Annotated in this window: 14 protein-coding genes and 1 pseudogene; 7 read left to right on the top strand and 8 right to left on the bottom strand. The window is 73.7% G+C overall.

Going from position 1 to position 15,701, the window contains the following annotated elements:
* Positions 1 to 85: 85 nt before the first annotated feature.
* Genes EKH77_RS26320 through EKH77_RS26330 form a run of 3 tightly spaced genes read right to left on the bottom strand, consistent with a single transcriptional unit; the run spans position 86 to position 6,122 of the window.
* On the bottom strand, positions 86 to 1,285 hold the full coding sequence (locus EKH77_RS26320) for a cytochrome P450 (protein ID WP_126916765.1): 1,200 nt from the start codon (positions 1,283 to 1,285) through the stop codon (positions 86 to 88).
* Entirely contained in the window at positions 1,282 to 4,599 is a 3,318-nt protein-coding gene (locus EKH77_RS26325; protein ID WP_126916766.1) for a ferritin-like domain-containing protein, read from the bottom strand. The genes EKH77_RS26320 and EKH77_RS26325 overlap by 4 nt, the downstream gene beginning before the upstream one ends.
* The gene (locus EKH77_RS26330; protein WP_240667540.1) at positions 4,599 to 6,122 is read right to left on the bottom strand and encodes a flavin monoamine oxidase family protein; all 1,524 of its coding nucleotides are present in this window, start codon (positions 6,120 to 6,122) and stop codon (positions 4,599 to 4,601) included. Before EKH77_RS26330 ends, EKH77_RS26325 begins: the two co-directional genes overlap by 1 nt.
* Before the next feature lie 391 nt (positions 6,123 to 6,513).
* Between EKH77_RS26330 and EKH77_RS26335 the strand changes: the two genes are divergently transcribed.
* From EKH77_RS26335 to EKH77_RS26345, 3 genes are all read left to right on the top strand, one after another.
* A complete protein-coding gene (locus tag EKH77_RS26335) occupies positions 6,514 to 7,428 on the top strand; it encodes a DMT family transporter (RefSeq protein WP_126916767.1) in 915 nt (304 codons plus the stop codon).
* A gap of 147 nt (positions 7,429 to 7,575) precedes the next feature.
* A complete protein-coding gene (locus EKH77_RS26340) occupies positions 7,576 to 8,076 on the top strand; it encodes an inorganic diphosphatase (RefSeq protein WP_126916768.1) in 501 nt (166 codons plus the stop codon).
* 23 nt (positions 8,077 to 8,099) lie between these two features.
* The gene (locus tag EKH77_RS26345; RefSeq protein WP_240667541.1) at positions 8,100 to 9,695 is read left to right on the top strand and encodes a hypothetical protein; all 1,596 of its coding nucleotides are present in this window, start codon (positions 8,100 to 8,102) and stop codon (positions 9,693 to 9,695) included.
* An 18-nt stretch (positions 9,696 to 9,713) separates the two neighbouring features.
* Here EKH77_RS26345 and EKH77_RS26350 read toward each other — a convergent pair whose 3' ends face one another.
* Positions 9,714 to 10,121 (bottom strand): SsgA family sporulation/cell division regulator, encoded by a 408-nt coding sequence (locus EKH77_RS26350; RefSeq protein WP_126916769.1) that lies wholly within the window; start codon positions 10,119 to 10,121, stop codon positions 9,714 to 9,716.
* Positions 10,122 to 10,339: 218 nt separating this feature from the next.
* Here EKH77_RS26350 and EKH77_RS26355 point away from each other — a divergent pair, with 218 nt between their 5' ends.
* Complete coding sequence (locus EKH77_RS26355; RefSeq protein WP_126916770.1) at positions 10,340 to 11,464, top strand: oxidoreductase; 1,125 nt, start codon at positions 10,340 to 10,342, stop codon at positions 11,462 to 11,464.
* Positions 11,465 to 11,478: 14 nt separating this feature from the next.
* Here the strand turns inward: EKH77_RS26355 and EKH77_RS26360 are convergent, their stop codons facing one another.
* Entirely contained in the window at positions 11,479 to 11,778 is a 300-nt protein-coding gene (locus tag EKH77_RS26360) for a YciI family protein (RefSeq protein WP_126916771.1), read from the bottom strand.
* A gap of 80 nt (positions 11,779 to 11,858) precedes the next feature.
* Here EKH77_RS26360 and EKH77_RS26365 point away from each other — a divergent pair, with 80 nt between their 5' ends.
* Positions 11,859 to 12,557, top strand: a complete 699-nt coding sequence (locus tag EKH77_RS26365; RefSeq protein ID WP_126916772.1) for an endonuclease V — start codon at positions 11,859 to 11,861, stop codon at positions 12,555 to 12,557.
* Here EKH77_RS26365 and EKH77_RS26370 read toward each other — a convergent pair.
* Positions 12,552 to 12,743, bottom strand: coding sequence for a hypothetical protein (locus EKH77_RS26370; RefSeq protein ID WP_126916773.1), 192 nt, complete (start codon positions 12,741 to 12,743; stop codon positions 12,552 to 12,554). The genes EKH77_RS26365 and EKH77_RS26370 overlap by 6 nt on opposite strands.
* Positions 12,740 to 12,946, bottom strand: coding sequence for a hypothetical protein (locus EKH77_RS26375; protein WP_240667542.1), 207 nt, complete (start codon positions 12,944 to 12,946; stop codon positions 12,740 to 12,742). Before EKH77_RS26375 ends, EKH77_RS26370 begins: the two co-directional genes overlap by 4 nt.
* A gap of 155 nt (positions 12,947 to 13,101) precedes the next feature.
* Here EKH77_RS26375 and EKH77_RS26380 point away from each other — a divergent pair.
* Both EKH77_RS26380 and EKH77_RS33990 read left to right on the top strand, forming a co-directional pair.
* Positions 13,102 to 13,842: pseudogene (locus tag EKH77_RS26380) on the top strand (helix-turn-helix domain-containing protein); the annotation flags it as partial.
* A gap of 31 nt (positions 13,843 to 13,873) precedes the next feature.
* Complete coding sequence (locus EKH77_RS33990) at positions 13,874 to 14,089, top strand: DUF397 domain-containing protein (RefSeq protein WP_126916774.1); 216 nt, start codon at positions 13,874 to 13,876, stop codon at positions 14,087 to 14,089.
* 9 nt (positions 14,090 to 14,098) lie between these two features.
* On the opposite strand, the gene EKH77_RS26390 is transcribed toward EKH77_RS33990, so the two are convergent.
* Positions 14,099 to 15,640: a carboxylesterase/lipase family protein gene (locus EKH77_RS26390; RefSeq protein WP_126916775.1), complete on the bottom strand. Its 1,542-nt coding sequence runs from the start codon at positions 15,638 to 15,640 to the stop codon at positions 14,099 to 14,101.
* Positions 15,641 to 15,701: the final 61 nt, after the last annotated feature.

A 15,701-nucleotide genomic window follows, 5' to 3' on the forward strand; every position in this document is an offset into this window, starting at 1 on the left:
TCGCGCAGTTCCCCGCGCCCCTTACGGGGCGCACTGTCCCCAGCCCCGCGCCCCTTACGGGGCGCCCGCCTTCGGAGCGCCCGCCCTACCGTGCTCCCGTCCGGATCATCATCCTCGCCGGGCCGTGGAAGATCAGGTCGTCCGCGTACCGTATCGGTTCTGACGCTCGGGACAGGCCCGGCAGGTTCAGGAGTTCCGTCAGGCCTATCTCCGCCTCCGCTCGTGCCAGGGGGGCGCCCACGCAGTAGTGGATGCCCATGCCGAAGCCGGTGTGGCGGAGGGCGTCGCGGTGGACGTCCAGGCGGTCCGCGTCGGGGAAGCGGCCGGCGTCCCGGTTGGCGGAGCCCAGGACCAGGACGACCTTCTCGCCCCGGCGCACGGTGTGCCCCGATATCTCGTCGTCCTCCTTGGCCCAGCGGCTGATCATCTGCACGGGCGGGTCGTAGCGCACCAGCTCCTCCACCGCGTCCGGCAGTAGCTTGGGGTCCGACCGCAGCTCCGCGAGCTGCTCCGGGTGGGCGAAGAGGGCCAGCAGGCCCTTGGCCAGCAGGTTGGTGGTCGTCTCGTGGCCCGCCGTCAGCAGATGGATGCAGGTGCCCACCAGGACGTCGTCCCCCAGCGGAACGCTCTCCTCGGCCGCCAGCATCGCCGCGATCAGGTCCGCCGCGTCGGCGCCGCGCCCCGCCCGCCGCCTCGCCAGCTCGGCCCGGAAGTACGCGGCGAGTTCCCGCGCGGCCGCCTCGGCCACCGCGAAACCGTCGGAGCGGCGGGCCGCACGGGAGCTCGTCGCCTGCTGGAGGTCCACGGCCCGTTCCCGGAACCAGGGGCGGTCCGCCCTCGGCACCCCCAGCAGTTCGCTGATCACCAGGATTGGGAAGGGCGCGGCGAAGCCGCTCACCAGATCGGCGGGGTCCGCCGCCGTGAGCTCGGCGGTGAGCTCCGCCGCCAGTCGCCGGATGCGGGGGCGCAGCGCCTCCACGATGCGGGGCGTGAAGCTCTTCGCGACCAGCGCCCGTACCCGGGTGTGCTCCGGCGGGTCCATGAAGACCAGCCAGTTGGTGACGGTCCGCCGCAGGTGCGGGCACTGCTCGGGCAGCGCGGCGGGCAGGGCGCCCCGGCCGTGGCGGCGGCTGGTGAGCACCCGGGCCACGTCGGCGTGGCGGAAGAGGTACCAGGTGTCGCCGGAGCGGTGGACGGGGTCGAGCTCCCGGTAGGGCCGGTAGGACGCGTAGGGGTCCGCCGGGTCGACGTCCTCCGGGCGGAACGGGGGTATCGGTGTGCTCATGGGGTGTCTCCCTGGCGGCGGAAGAAGTCGGCGTGGAAGGCCGCCATCTCGGCGACCTGGGACGGCACCGGCTCGCACTTGCGGGCCGCCGCCGCGAGGTGGTCCAGGCGCAGCGCCAGCGCGCGGCGCGCCACGTCGGGCCGGGGGACGGACGCGGGCTGGGTGTCGAGTTCGAACGTCGGGCCGGCGGTCCGGCCGCGGCGGCCCGATTCCATCGTGACCAGCAGCTCCGCCAGCGGACGCATCATGCCGGTCATCACGTCGATGGAGGCGTTCATCAGCTTCGAGCGGCGCAGGCTGCCGTCCGGGCTCTCGCCGAAGTGCTGGGCCATCAGCTGGAGCATCACGTGGTACGAGCGGTTGAACAGCCGTGCCACCGTCCGCGCCTCGTCATCCGTGATCGAGTCCTTCGCCGCGTCGCCGACGCCTACCGTGGGGTTGCGCAGCACCGGGTAGGCCGGGCTCCAGGGCAGCAGCCGCCCGTAGGGCCCGGGGACGCGTTCGGTGGTCAGGGCCTCGCCGATCCGCAGGAAGCTCTGGAAGTGGGAGGAGTCCGACGGCCCGGCGTCGCCCAGGGCGCCGCCCTCGCCCTGCTCGGTGATGAAGTCCACGGCGAACAGGGCGCTGGCGAGGTCGTCGACCTCCAGCTGGTAGTCGGGGTGGGTGGTGTTGACCGATTCGCGCATGAACACGTGGTGTTCGCCGCCGCCGCGCCCCTTCTCGACGAGGAAGAGGTCGGGGACGCGCCGCAGCCCCTCCCGGATGCCCGCGTACAGCTCGCTCACCGAGCTCCAGGTGAAGCCGAGCGGCCGGACGGCGGTGGGCCGGGCGCCGCTCTCGCGGCGCACCTCCGGCGTGAGCCCGGCCGGCTGCTCGATGGCGATGTAGCGCTGCACGCTGCCGACGCTCAGGCCCTCCAGGGCGAAGTCCAGCGGGACGGGCAGCTCGGCGTTGAGCGTGCCGAAGTCGAGCACCGGGACGTGGAAGGGCTCGCCCATGGCCGTGATGATGTTGTTGACCAGCAGGAAGTGGATCATCTCCTCGCGGGCGACGTTCAGCAGGGTGCCCCGGATCCCGTCGTCGACGGTGGCGCCGCCCTGCCCGCACGCGAGCGCCAGCTGCTCCGCCGTCCACCGGCCGCGCCGTACGTACTCCCGCCCGGCGCCGTGCGTGGGCACGGAGAACGCCGCGTAGAGGTACTGGAGCATCACCGCGAGCTCCAGCGCGGCGGCCTGCTTGAGGGCGGTCCACAGCTCGCCGCGCGTGGTGATCGCGGGCTCGGTCACGGGGATCGCCGGGGCGGTGAGCGGTGGGCGGGTCCGTTCCTGCTGGTTGCGCAGATAGGCCAGCAGGAGGCGGGCCTTGGGGTCGGTCAGGTCGCGGGTGGGCGGCATGTAGTACGTCTTCGCCTTGTTGCGCGGGTCGCACATCTGCCACGCCAGCTCGGCGTACGTCTCCACCTTGCAGCGGTCGGCGAGGCTGAAGACGTCGGAGCGCATGAAGGTGGAGATGTGCTCGTAGAACGCGAAGACCTCGCGGTGCAGCAGGGTGAAGTCGACGTCCTCGCGGGGGACGTCGTCCAGGTGCCAGTCGTCGGGCAGGACACGGACGGACAGGCTGCCCGCGCCCGCCCAGTAGCCGAGGGCGTCCTCGTCGTCGTAGGCCGTCCAGGCGGAGCCCGCCTCCGTGGGGTCGGCGGCGGGCCGGTCGGCGGGGTCGGTGGTCAGCAGGACCCGGCAGGTGCCCGCCCGCTCGCCGCGCAGGATGAGCAGGCCCCGCCCCCGGTCGTCGGTCTCCACGGCGCACTCGGCGGTGAAGCCGCCGTCCCCGCCGCGCATCCCCAGGTGGACGGCGTCCCCGCAGCGCGCCCCCGCGCCGCCCGCGACGGGGTCGGCGGGCAGGGCGCGCGGGTTGGAGTACTGGCGGGCGTGGACGGTCCCGGCGCTCGCCGGGCGGCCGCGCACGAACACGCGCAGCGGGATCTCGACGGCGTGGTCGCGCTCGTGCGCCGCGTCGCGGTGATGGAGGGTCACCACGGCCTCGTCGCTCTGGATGTTGATCTCCCGCTCGGCGAGCAGCACCTCCGGGTCCCCGGTTCCGGCGGCGGCCCGCACCAGGCACAGGGCCTCGTCCGGGGCGGCCTCCCAGCCCGCCTCGGCGGGCACGGTGACGATGCCGGAGGTGAGCTCCCCGGCGTTCGGACCGGCGTACGACCCGGCGGGCAGCCGGGCGAGGAGCCGGCCGGAGCCGGCCGACCGCAGCTCCAGGTCGCCGGCGTCCAGCGGCGGCCCGAGCCGGTGCAGCGGGCCCGGGCCCGCCTCCGTTGCCCGGCCCGTGAGCGGCACGGCGGAGACCATGTTGAACGCGGCCCGGCCGTGCCCGACCTCCACCGTCATGTGGTGGAGCGGGCCGCCCGCCCCCGGAAGGGGGGCGAGCAGCCGGCCGGCGGGATAGCTGCGCGGTTCCTCGGCGTGCCAGGGCGCGATCGTCCCCCGCACCCGCCACAGGGCGGGCGTGTCCGGGGCGAGCGGCGAGGTCACGTCGTCCAGCGCGAACTGGACGACCAGGCCGTCCGCCCCGCCCTCCACCGCCTCGCGCAGCGCGCGCACGGCGGGGGAGAGCCGGGCGTCCGGCAGCCAGCCCAGCCCGTCCGCGCCCTCCTCGGGGGTGACGACGAACTGGTGGACGGCGCAGTAGCCCAGCTCCCGGGCGAGCGCGTGCTCGCCCACGCCCAGGATCCGGCGGAAGTCCACCCAGCGCGGCGGCTGGAAGCCCTCGACCGCGTTGCTGAGCATGTAGCCGTCGTCGTGCGAACGGCCCAGGCGCCCCAGGCCGAACCGGCCGATCATCAGGGCGGTCGTCCACCGGGAGGCCGGGTCCAGGTCGAAGACCCGGGCTCGGTTGACGGTCGTGCGCAGGTACTCGTTGTAGTGGCCCCACACGTCGACGCTGCGGCCGACGAGCGGGTCGGCGGTGGAGGGCGGGGCGCCGGCCGGATCGTCCGGGCCCTCGACGGAGACGACCCGGGCGTCCAGCAGGAAGTGCCCGTTGCCGTCGAAGTGCCGCCCCTTGGCCGCGCTGAAGACTCCCCCCTCCGCCGCCGGGCAGGATCGCCCGGCGGCGTCGAAGTGCGGCCCGAGCCGCTGGAGGTGGTCGTGGTACTCGTCGGCCGGCCGGTCGGCCGGGAATGGCCGCCCGTCACCGGTCAGGGCCCGGTTGGCGGCGAGATCCACGAGCCCGCCCCGCGCGCCGGTGGGCAGTTTCGTCGTCGCGGTGCCGGCGAAGTGCAGCCGGGGCAGATCGAAGACGCTCATCACAGGGCTCCCGCGGGGTTGGCCCGGCCGGAGACGGCCGTGCGGCGGCGGTCGGTGGCGAAGTCCGCCACCTGTTCGACGGCCCGGAGCGCGGACTCGATCGATCCGTCGATCCAGGCGGGCGACGTCGAGCAGTGCTCGCCCGCGAAGAACAGCCGGTGCGCGGGCCGTCCGGCGCGCAGCAGCTCCTCCTCGACCTCGCCGGGGCTCTTGCCCCAGCGCACCGCGCAGCCGGCCTGCCAGCGCGAGTCCCCCCAGGCCACGCTGACGGCTTCCAGCACCATGCCGGGCGAGAGCAGCTCGGGGTGGGCCACGCTGAGCTCGTCCAGCACCAGGCGGTGGCGGCGGCAGGCCGACATCCGGCCCAGCTTCCGGGCCTCGTCCCCGATGGTGTAGCTGGCCAGCAGGGCGGCGCCGCGCCCCGGTTCGCCGTCGACGGGCGGGTAGTAGGTCTGGCGGATGCGCCCCCCGGTGAAGGAGGCGCCGCCCTCGATGCCGCCCTGCCGCCAGAACGGCGTCCGGCAGAGGAAGGCGACCTTGGTGGCCGGGCAGTACTGCACGTCGCGCAGTACGGCCAGCTTGTCGGTGTCCAGGCCGGTCAGCCGCATCCGCCGGACGGCGGGGAACGGCGCGGTGCACACGACGAGATCCGAGCGCTTGACGACCGTCCGGCCGCCCGCCTTGACCTGGAGCAGGACGCCGTCGTCACGGACGTCGACGCCGGTGACCCGGTGGCCGAGGGCCACCGGGCCCCGCAGCCGGCCCGCCAGACGGCAGGTCAGCTGGTCCATGCCGCCGTGCAGCCGCAGCAGGTCGGGGCTGGTCTCGGTGAGGATGTCGTCGAGGAAGCTGTTGAGCCGGCCGCTGCACCCGGCGCGGATGCCCGGGTAGGCGGCGAAGAACGTGTGGAGGTCGACGCGGTCGCGCGCCGCTCCGCGTATGTGCTCGGTGATGTCGAGGTGGTCGACCATGTCGAGCAGCTGGCGGTGGAGGTCGGCGCGGAGCGCCTCCCGCAGGTCCGGGGGCGCGATGGCGTCGACGATGGCCGTCAGCCACGTGCCGAAGACGATGGTGCCCGTCGTGTACCGGTGGTCCGGGCGCTGCCGCGCGAGCTCGGCGCGGAAGTGCTCGCGCAGCGGGCCGGCGGCGTCCCGGATGCGAATGAAGCCGTTCCGGGTGTGGAGATAGGCGTTCTCCTCGGAGAGGAGCGTGGCGAACGTGCGGAGTTCGCCGGCCAGCCCCATCTTTCGAATGTATTCGAGAGTGTGGTGGTGGTGGGACGGAATGCGCATGGCGCCGAGCTCCACGGACGGTGCGCCGGAGCCCGGGCCGAACCGGTGGGTGAGAATGCGGCCACCGATACGGCTGTTGCCTTCCAGCACCTCGACGCGATAGCCGAGGCGCTCCAGTTCGTAGGCGGTCACCAGACCGGCGACACCGGCGCCGATGACGGTGACGTGGCGCCCTCGCCGTTCGAATTTATCGAATGCGTGGGCATGCCAAACCATGGAGTTCGCGGACATTGGTGGTTCCCCCCGTTAATGCCGTGCTTTCCCCGTTCGAGCACCCGTACAAATTTCATACGGGGCCGTCAGAACGCAATGGTATTTGAGGACGCTCGAAATCTGGCAGCGGATTTTTGCCCGGCGTCGACGAAATCGTAGACGCGGTACGGCGAAATACGGCCGGGGATCGTCCGGACATCCCATGGGCGATGCGCTCCCCCCGCCGACCGTGATCGACGCGGGCCCCACGCCGCCCGGCAACCCCTCGGATCGTCGGCTCGTACTCCCAGCGGAGTACCGAAAAGCCCGTACTCAAGTACGACGACGCGGGCGCCCGCGCCAGGCATCGTTGAGGGATGGAGCACGAGCACGACCTGACGGAGTGGAGAACCTGGAGCGGGGGTGGCGCGTGAGCGCGCTCGCCGTGGCGGTGCTGCTGTGCCTGGTGTCCGCCGTCTGCTACGCCGGGGCGGCCATCGCCCAGGAACGCGTCGCCGCCACCAGCCCCGGCGGGGGATACGCGCCGCTGCGGCGCCCCGGCTGGTGGGGCGCGGTCGCCCTCACCTGCCTCGGCGCCGGGCTGCACGTGGTGGCCCTGGCCTACGGCCCGCTGAGCCTCGTTCAGCCGCTGGGCGCGCTGACGATCGTCTTCGCCCTGCCGATGGCCGCGCTGTGCGCCCGCCGCCCCGTCGGCGCGGCGAGCCGGCGCGGCGCCCTCCTCGCCACGGTGGGACTGGCGGGGCTGCTGAGCCTCACCGGGACCCCGCACGGCGACACCCTCGCCGGCGCCGAACGCCCCCTGCTCGCGGTTGTGGCCCTCGCCGCCGTGGCCCTGGCCGCCCTCGCCGCCCGCCGGCTGCGCCACCCGGGCGCCCGGGGCGTCCTGCTGGCCGCCGCGGCGGGCGCGGCCTTCGGCATGGCGTCGGTCTTCACCAAGGCCGTCGCCGAGGACTGGACGACGCGCGGCGCCGACATCCCGGCCCTCCTGCCGGGCCTCGGCGCGATCGCGGCCCTCGCCCTGGCCGGGATGCTGCTGTCCCAGTCCTCCTACCGGGGCGCGGGCCTCGCCGCGCCGCTGGCGACCGTCACCGTCGTCAACCCCGTGGTGGCCGCGGCGATCGGCGTCGCCGAACTCGGCGAGGTCTTCCGCTACGGCGCGACGGGCGCCCTTCTCGCCGCCGTGGCGGGGGCGGTGGCCGCGACGGGGGTGGTGACGCTGACCGTCCAGGACGCGAAGCGTCCTGCGGATGCCCCCGCCCTGCCCCACGCGCGGCAGCCCGACCGCGACCTGGTCCGGGCCGGCGCGGACCCGGACCCGCGCTGACGCGCGGTGGGGGTCCCAGGGGGCGCAGCCCCCTGGGAAACGGTGAAAGGGCGGGGCTGGGGCACCCTCCCCAGGGTGAACGCCCCGTGGCGCACGCGGTGCGAACCGCGCCACCATGGTGCCCCCGAACCCCTCCGGAGGAGCCCCGTGGATTTCGATGTCGTCGTGGAGATCCCGCAAGGCAGCCGCAACAAGTACGAGATGGACCACGAGACCGGCCGCATCCGCCTCGACCGGATGCTGTTCACCTCCACCCGCTACCCCGCCGACTACGGCTACATCGACGAGACCCTCGGCGCGGACGGGGAGCCCCTCGACGCGCTCGTGCTCGCCGGGGACCCTACGTTCCCCGGCATAGTCGTCCGATGCCGCGCGATCGGGATGTTCCGGATGCGGGACGAACAGGGCGAGGACGACAAGGTGTTGTGCGTGCCCGCCGGCGACCCCCGGCACGAGCACGTGCGCGACCTCCGGCACCTGCCCGAGTTCGACCGGCTGGAGATCCAGCACTTCTTCGAGGTCTACAAGGAGCTCGAGCCGGGCAAGTCCGCCGAGGCCGCCTGCTGGGCGGGCCGGGCGGCCGCCGAGGCCGAGATCAGCGCCGCCCGCGCCCGGGCCAAGGCCGCCGGGACGAGCTCTCCCTGGTGAGCGATGGCGAGCGATGATGAGAGATGGCGAGCGATGAGGGCGGCGGCGATGCGGTAGAAGAGGGCATGGCCACCACCGACCGGCGCGCCGCCGGTCCCGCCTCCGCCACCACGGACCAGGATGCTACGCCGCACCACGACGTACGCCTGGCTGCGGTCGCCGTCGCCTTCGCCGTACTGCAACTGTGCTACGCCGTCGCCCATATGGACCTCGGCTGGGACGAGAGCGTCTACCTCTCCCAGGTGGACCCCCGCAACCCCGCCGCCTTCTTCAGCGCCCCGCGCTCACGAGGCATCAGCTTCCTCGTCGCGCCCATCGTTTCCCTCACTCCCTCCGTCCCCGTGCTGAGGGTCGCGCTGGTACTGCTCTCCTCGCTCGCGCTGTTCGCCGCGTTCCGCGTGTGGGAGCCGCTGCTGGGCAGGGGCCGCGTCGCGCTCGCCGCGCTGCTGTTCACCGGACTGTGGATCACCGTGCTCAGCGGCCCGGAGGTCATGCCCAACCTCTGGCTCGCGCTGGCCGCCGTCGCCGCCGTCGGCTGGTTCCTGCGCGCCCGCCGCGACGCCCCCGGCCGGCGCCGGGCCCTCACGGGGCTCACCGTCGCCCTCGCCGCCGCGGCGCTGCTGCGCGCCCCCGACGCCGTCTGGCTCGCCCTGCCCCTGCCGGCCGCCTGCGCCGGCGTACGGGCCTGGCGCACGCCCGCCACCACGGCCGCCGTCCTCGGCGGGCTCGCGGCCGGTGGTGCGCAGTGGGCGGCCGAGGCGTACGAGCGCTTCGGCGGCATCGGCCGGCGGCTCGCGCTCTCCAGCGACACCGAGGGCGGCATGGGCGCCCATCTCGGCGCCGGACTCCGCGCCTCCTACCGCGCCCTCAACGGCCCCCAGCTCTGCCGCCCCTGCCGCATCGCCGGCCCCTCCATCGCCCACTCCCTGTGGTGGCTGCTGCTCCCTGCCCTCATCGCGGCCGCCTGTGCCCTCGCCCTGCGCGTCCGCCGACAGGAGCCGCAGGAGCCTCAGGAGCTCCGGGAGCCCCGCCGGTCCCGCGAACCGGAGGGGGCCGCCGTCACCCTCCTGCCCGTCGCCTGCGCCCTGGCCCTCGCCGCGCCCTATCTGCTCCTGCTCGACTACGCGGCCCCCCGCTTCCTGCTGCCCGTCTACGCCCTGCTCGCCTTCCCCGTCGCCGGTCTCGCCGCGCACGCCGTACGGGCCGCCGGGGCGGCGGCCGGCCGGCGGGGCCGGTTCGCCGTCGTCGCCCTGCTGGGTGCCGTCCTCGCCGCCCACCTCGCCGTGCAGCTCGAGGAACTCCGGGTCAACACCGCCGACGCCCGCGACACCACCGTCCGCTACCGCCGGGCCGCCAATGAACTCGGCCGCCTCGGCGTCATCTCCCCCTGCCTCGTCATCGGCCCCCGCGCCCAGCCCATCGCCTACGAGGCGGGCTGCGTCTCCGCCCAGACCGCCGGCAACAACCGCTCCCACACCACCGACGACATCCTCCGCGCCGCCGCCCGGATCCCCACGGCGCTGCTGTACGACCCGAGCCACCCCTACCTCCCGCCCTACGCGCGCGGGTGGCACTCCCACCCGCTGCCGGGCACCGACTGGTTCGCCTACGTCCCCTGACGGTCCCCGGTGACCCGTTCAGGCCAGGAGGGCGGCCAGATCGCTGTCCACGTCGAGGTGCCCGGCCTCGGCGCCGGCCGGCACCTGGGCGTAGGTGTGCGCGAGGAAGGCCCGCAGCTCAGGGGTGTCGATCTGCACCATGGCCACCCCCTCCAGCGCGTGGAACTCCAGTACCGTGCGGTGCGGGCCGCACGGCCACACCCGTACGTCCCCGCCGCCCGCCGAGCGGAGCAGGCCCCGGGCCAGCAGCTCCCGGGCGAAGGTCCACTCGACCTCGTCGCCGTCGAGGGAGGCCGTGGGCGGGAAGACGACCCGCACCGCGAACGGATCGTCGCTCTCGTAGCGCAGGAGCGCGGGAACCGTCCGGGACGGCGGAGCCGACGCGATGATGCGTGCCTGGACAGCCTGTTCGATGACAGTGGACAATGCCGGCTCCCTTGCGGTTGGTTTCCCGGTGGTGCGCTTCCGTGCCGTTGCGACTTCCTCTGCTTTACACAGTGAGACGGCCGAACGATCGTGGTCGTGCACATGAATCAAGCGTGAGCTGCGTCACGGCCCTTGAAAAAGAAGACATTTGTCATTGATGGCAATGAACTTCAAGGAATACGGCCAAGGATGGGCGGACCTGGACCACCATGAGACGCATGAGACAGACTGTGAAGATCTTACGAACCCTGCTCACCGGGGCGTGCGGGGCCGTCCTCGCCCTGGCGGGTCCGGCGGCCGTACCCGCGCGGGCCGCCACCCCGGCGCCGGGGACGGCGTGGGAACTGCCGGGGACGGCGTGGGAACTCAAGAACACCGGCACCGACGCCCGCTTCCGCGGCCTCGCAGCCGTGAGCCGCGCCACCGCCTGGGCGGCGGGCACCAAGGGCACCGTCCTGCTCACCCGCGACGGCGGCACCACCTGGCGCGATGTCTCCCCGCCCGGCGCACGTGGGCTGGAGTTCCGGGACATCGAGGCCTTCGACGCGCGGAACGCCGTCGTCCTCGCCATCGGCGAAGGCGACGCATCAAGAATCCTGCGGACGGAAGACGGCGGCACCACCTGGACGGAAGCCTTCCGGAACCCCGACCCCAAGGCCTTCTACGACTGCGTGACCTTCTTCGACCGCCGCCACGGCATCGCCCTCGGCGACCCCGTCGACGGCAGGTTCCGGCTCCTGGAGACGCACGACGGCGGCCGCGCCTGGCGGCCCCTGCCCGCCGCCGGACTGCCCGCCGCGCTGAGCGGCGAGGCGGCCTTCGCCGCGAGCGGCCAGTGCGTCGTGAGCTCCGGCCCCCGCGACGCCTGGATCGCCACCGGCGGCGCGGCCGTCTCCCGCGTGCTGCACTCCACCGACCGGGGCCGCACCTGGACCGCCACCGAGGCGCCCCTGCCGGCGGGCGACCCCGCCCGGGGCGTCTTCGGCCTCGCCTTCCGCGACCGCGCCCACGGCCTCGCCGTCGGCGGCGACTACCGCGCCGGACAGCCGTCGCCCCGCGCGGCCGCCGCCACCGGCGACGGCGGCAGGGCCTGGCGCACCGCCGACCGGCCCCCGGCCGCCTACCGCTCCGGCGTCGCCTGGCTCCCGCACAGCCGCACCACGGCCCTCGCCGTCGGCCCCACCGGCACCGAGCTCACCACCGACGGCGGCCGCACCTGGCGGACCTTCGACACCGGCTCGTACGACACGGTCGACTGCGCCCCCGCCGCCGCGCCGGGCGCGGGCTGCTGGGCGGCGGGGGAGAAGGGCCGAATCGCCCAGCTGACGTTCCGGAAGGGCTAGCCGGAAGGACTGGACTAGGAGGGCAGCTCCTGCCGGTACGGCTCCATGGCCTGGGACGTCTTCGTCGGGATGAACTCGGTGATGGAGTACTCGGCCACACCCGCCACCGTGAACGGGTCGCTGCGCGTGATCTCCTCGATCTTCGCCCGGTCCTCGCCCACCGCGAGGATGACCCCGCCGTCACGCGGCACCTTGCGGCCGGAGGCGATGAAGACGCCCGTCTCGTAGTGGGCCTCGAGCCAGGCCACGTGCTCCGGCAGCGCGGCGTCGATGCGCTCGATGGGAGCAATGTAGGTCAGTTCCAGTACGAACATGATCGACAGGCTACGCCCAGCCGCCCGGGACGGCACCCCCGCCCCGGCGGCCGGGCCCCCGCCCGGTACCGTGGGCCACCATGATCGACGCACCCCGCCCCCTGCCGCCCGGCTGGCCTACGACCGAGGCGGAAGCGACCGCCGTGCAGGACGAGTTGCGCGGCCGGGTGATCCTCGACGAGCCCGGCCCGCAGCCGGGCGCGCCACTGATCGCGGTGGGCGTGGACGTCGCCTACGACGACGAGCGCGACGTGGTCGTCGCGGCGGCCGTCGCGCTCGACGGGACCACCCTGGAGGTGGTCGAGGAGGCGACGGCCGTGGGCCGCGTCGCCTTCCCCTACGTGCCGGGGCTGCTCGCCTTCCGCGAGATCCCCACCGTCCTCGCCGTCCTCGACCGCCTCACCGCCACCCCCGGCCTTGTCGTCTGCGACGGCTACGGCCTGGCCCACCCCCGCCGCTTCGGCCTCGCCAGCCACCTCGGCGTCCTCACGGGCCTGCCCACGATCGGCGTCGCCAAGAACCCCTTCACCTTCACATACGACGCGCCGGGCCCGGCACGCGGCGACACGTCCCCGCTGCTGGACGGCGCGGAGGAGGTCGGCCGGGCCCTGCGCACCCAGAAGGGCGTCAAGCCCGTCTTCGTCTCGGTCGGCCACCGCGTGAACCTCGACCACGCCTGCGCGTGGTCCCTGGCCCTGTCCCCCCGCTACCGGCTCCCCGAGACCACCCGCGCGGCCGACTCCCTCTGCCGGCGCGCGCTGGCGGAAGAGGCCTCATAGCGAGTTCACCGGGTGCTCCGGGTGCGCCCGGGCCCAGTGCGCCTTCTCGGCCGCCTCGTACTGGGCGAGGGCCATCGGGTCGGACCGTTCCACGGCGCCGGCCTTCGCGCGGGCGAAGAGCGCGCACTGCGAGCAGGGCGGCGCGCCGGGCGCTCCGCCGCTGGTGTGGGGGAGCGAGATCGTCACCGGACACCTGCCGCGCGCTTCTCGACGGCGGTCGCCAGCCGGAGGGCGCCGGGCCGCGCCTCCCACTCCCGTCCGCCACCCGGTGGTCGGAGCTGCGCCCTGCCGCCTTCGGTGGCCATGAGGCAGCCGAGGCGGTCGAGATGGGTGTCCACGAGCCATACGCCGGGGCGGTAGGTCATCGTGGCAGTGGTTTGCTTCGTCATTTGTTCGAACTCCGTGTGTTCCGCGCTGTCTGAACGGGAATCAAGACTCCACCCGTGACATGTGGCTGACCAGACGGTTTGTCATTCCAGAAACCTCTGGAATGCAGGGAGTTGAGCACGTGAGCGAGGACGCGGCAGTCGAAACGCCCGCAGCGATGTTCGGCAAGGAGATCAGGCTCGCGCGCGAAGCGCGCGGGTGGACGCAGGCCCAGCTGGCCGACAAGCTGTGGTGCCGCCAACCGTACGTCAGCAAGGTCGAGAGCGGTCAGCAACTCGCGTCGCCACAGTTCGCGGAGATGTGCGATCGGGTGTTCGGCACGCCGGGTGTTTACGCCCGGATGCGGCAACGGGCGGCGGATGCCGGGAATCCGGCGTGGCTGCTCCCATATCTTCAGCTGGAGCGCCAAGCGGCCACTGTCTGCGACTACTCGCCCGTATTGGTTGCGGGGATCTTGCAGACGCCCGAGTACGCCGAAGCCGTCTATCGGGCGTCCCCTACCGATGGCTCCCGACCGCGCATCAAGCAACATGTGGACGACCGCATGCGACGCCGGGAAGTATTCGACGGACCTAATCCCCCGTCGTTCTGGGTCATCTTGCACGAGGCCGTGCTGTGGTCCGGCCTGGGCGGCGCCGACGTCATGCGGGGGCAACTCCAGCACCTGGCGGCGGTGTCCGAGCACCCGCACATCACGGTTCAGGTGCTCCCTTTCGGGGGCACGCCAGTGCGAGGCGCACCGTTTATCTTGCTCAGGCAGCAGGACGGGACCGAAGTCCTGTACGCGGAGAGCTACGTGCAGGGGCAAGTGCATGACTCGCCGGGAGTGGTCGGCGAAGCGCGTGCGACCTATGAGCGGCTACGCGCCAACGCTCTGTCCCTACCGGATTCTCTCCGCCTCATCCGGCACGTTATGGAGGCATACGTTCATGAGCGCCACCCCCGACCTCACCCACTCGATATGGGTGAAATCCAGCTACAGCGACGCGAACGGCGGGACGTGCGTCGAATGGGCCCCCGCACACGCGGCTACCGACGTCGTCCCCGTCCGGGACAGCAAGAATCCTGACGGGCCCGTGCTCACCCTGCCCGCCGCCGCCTGGTCCGCCTTCCTGACGGGAGTCAAACGGTACCCCGCCGTGTAGCCGGCACGCCTATTCGCCGATCAGCGGCAGCACCGCAAACGCGTGGTCCTGCCAGATGAGGCGGGACGCCTCCTCCGGGTAGGCCGTGACAGCCGGTCGCGTGTCGAAGACCCGGGTGAGGCGCCGCCCGGCGTCGTACGCGGGCCAGCCGGGGTCGCCGTGGGTGGCGAAGGCCGTCCACGCGGTGCGCATGGACGCGGACAGCTCCTCCCCGGCGGGGGAGGGGCTCTCGCCGAAGAGCGCGGCGGGCTGGCCGCTGGCCAGATTGCCGAAGACAAGAGGGACGTCGAGGCCGTGGCACGCGCCGAGGGCGCCGCCCATTCCCGGGGCGGGCCAGGTCAGCTCGTACACATGGGCGCGTCCGCCGCCGGTGATCTGCGCCTCGGCGAGGTGGAGACTCGGCATGCGGAACAGCCAGTCCGAGTGGACCAGTTCGTACAGCTCCTCCGGGCCCGCCGCCGGGAAACCGTCGGCGTACCGGCGCGGGCCGTCCGGGCCGGGGGCGAAGTCCCGGAGGGCGGTCGCCGCCGGCTCGTCCGTCACTCGGCCGAGCGTGCCGTCGATCGCGGTGAACAGTCGTTGCTCGTCGCGGGTGTGGCCGGTGAGGACGTCGACGTCCCGGCCCGCGCCGTCGGCCAGGGCCTGCCAGGGAGTGACGGGCAGGATGTCGCCGTCGACGACGGGCGAGAACGGGATCGTCCTGAGGGCGGCCCGGCCCCAGCGTCCGGCGAACGAGGTGGACTTGGCGGCGACCGTGTCACCAGCGGCGGCCAGGTGGTTCGGGGCCACGGCCGACAGGTCGGCCGCCGTGGGCCGCAGCCCCAGCCCGGCGGCGCAGGCGGCGGCGATGTCGGCGGCGAGCGCCGGGGAGAAGAACGTGCCCTGCGCGCTCTGCGCGACCGCCCGGCCGAAGAGCCCGGCCGCGCGCGGCATCGCCAGCAGCGCGGCGACCGATCCCGCCCCCGCCGACTGGCCGAAGACCGTGACGCGGTCCGGGTCGCCGCCGAACGCCCGGATGCCGTCGCGCACCCACTCCAGCACGGCGACCTGATCGAGCAGGCCCCGGTTGGCGGGGGCGCCCTCGATCGGCGCGAAACCCTCGATGCCCAGCCGGTAGTTGAACGTCACCACGACGACGCCGCCGTCGCGCGCGAGGCGGGCCCCGTCGTACTCGGGGAGGGCGGCGGTGCCGAAGCTGTAGCCGCCGCCGTGGATCCACACCATCACCGGGAGCCCCGCTCCCGGGTACGGCTCGGGCGACCAGACGTTGGCCGTCAGCCAGTCGGTGCCCGCCGCGTCCCGCGACAGCGCGTCCATGCCGAAGAAACCGGCCTGCGGAGGCGGCGGCCCGTACGAGAGGGCCGGGCGCACCCCGTCCCAGCCCTTCACCGGCCGTGGCGCGGCGAACCGGAGCGGGCCCACCGGCGGTTCGGCGAAGGGGACGCCACGGAAGACCGCCACGCCCCCTTCCGTACGGCCGCGCAGCACTCCGGCCGTCGTGCGGACCTCGGGCCCGGAGCCCGTCGGCGGTCCGGAAGCGGGAATCGTCATCGCAGCCCCTTCCCGGGCAGGGAGAACGCTGTCACGGATGCCGTGCAGGCAGCACGTCATC

The organism is Streptomyces luteoverticillatus, from assembly GCF_003970715.1.
In the GTDB taxonomy this organism is placed as follows: domain Bacteria; phylum Actinomycetota; class Actinomycetes; order Streptomycetales; family Streptomycetaceae; genus Streptomyces; species Streptomyces abikoensis.

Bases quoted from the DNA above. Each gene is read 5' to 3' on its own strand.
- EKH77_RS26325 (WP_126916766.1), bottom strand. From the start codon at position 4,599: ATGAGCGTCTTCGATCTGCCCCGGCTGCACTTCGCCGGCACCGCGACG.
- EKH77_RS33990 (WP_126916774.1), top strand. From the start codon at position 13,874: ATGAGCGCCACCCCCGACCTCACCCACTCGATATGGGTGAAATCCAGC.
- EKH77_RS26375 (WP_240667542.1), bottom strand. From the start codon at position 12,946: ATGACGAAGCAAACCACTGCCACGATGACCTACCGCCCCGGCGTATGG.
- EKH77_RS26330 (WP_240667540.1), bottom strand. From the start codon at position 6,122: ATGTCCGCGAACTCCATGGTTTGGCATGCCCACGCATTCGATAAATTC.
- EKH77_RS26390 (WP_126916775.1), bottom strand. From the start codon at position 15,640: ATGACGATTCCCGCTTCCGGACCGCCGACGGGCTCCGGGCCCGAGGTC.
- EKH77_RS26360 (WP_126916771.1), bottom strand. From the start codon at position 11,778: ATGTTCGTACTGGAACTGACCTACATTGCTCCCATCGAGCGCATCGAC.
- EKH77_RS26365 (WP_126916772.1), top strand. From the start codon at position 11,859: ATGATCGACGCACCCCGCCCCCTGCCGCCCGGCTGGCCTACGACCGAG.
- EKH77_RS26320 (WP_126916765.1), bottom strand. From the start codon at position 1,285: ATGAGCACACCGATACCCCCGTTCCGCCCGGAGGACGTCGACCCGGCG.
- EKH77_RS26345 (WP_240667541.1), top strand. From the start codon at position 8,100: ATGGCGAGCGATGAGGGCGGCGGCGATGCGGTAGAAGAGGGCATGGCC.
- EKH77_RS26355 (WP_126916770.1), top strand. From the start codon at position 10,340: ATGAGACAGACTGTGAAGATCTTACGAACCCTGCTCACCGGGGCGTGC.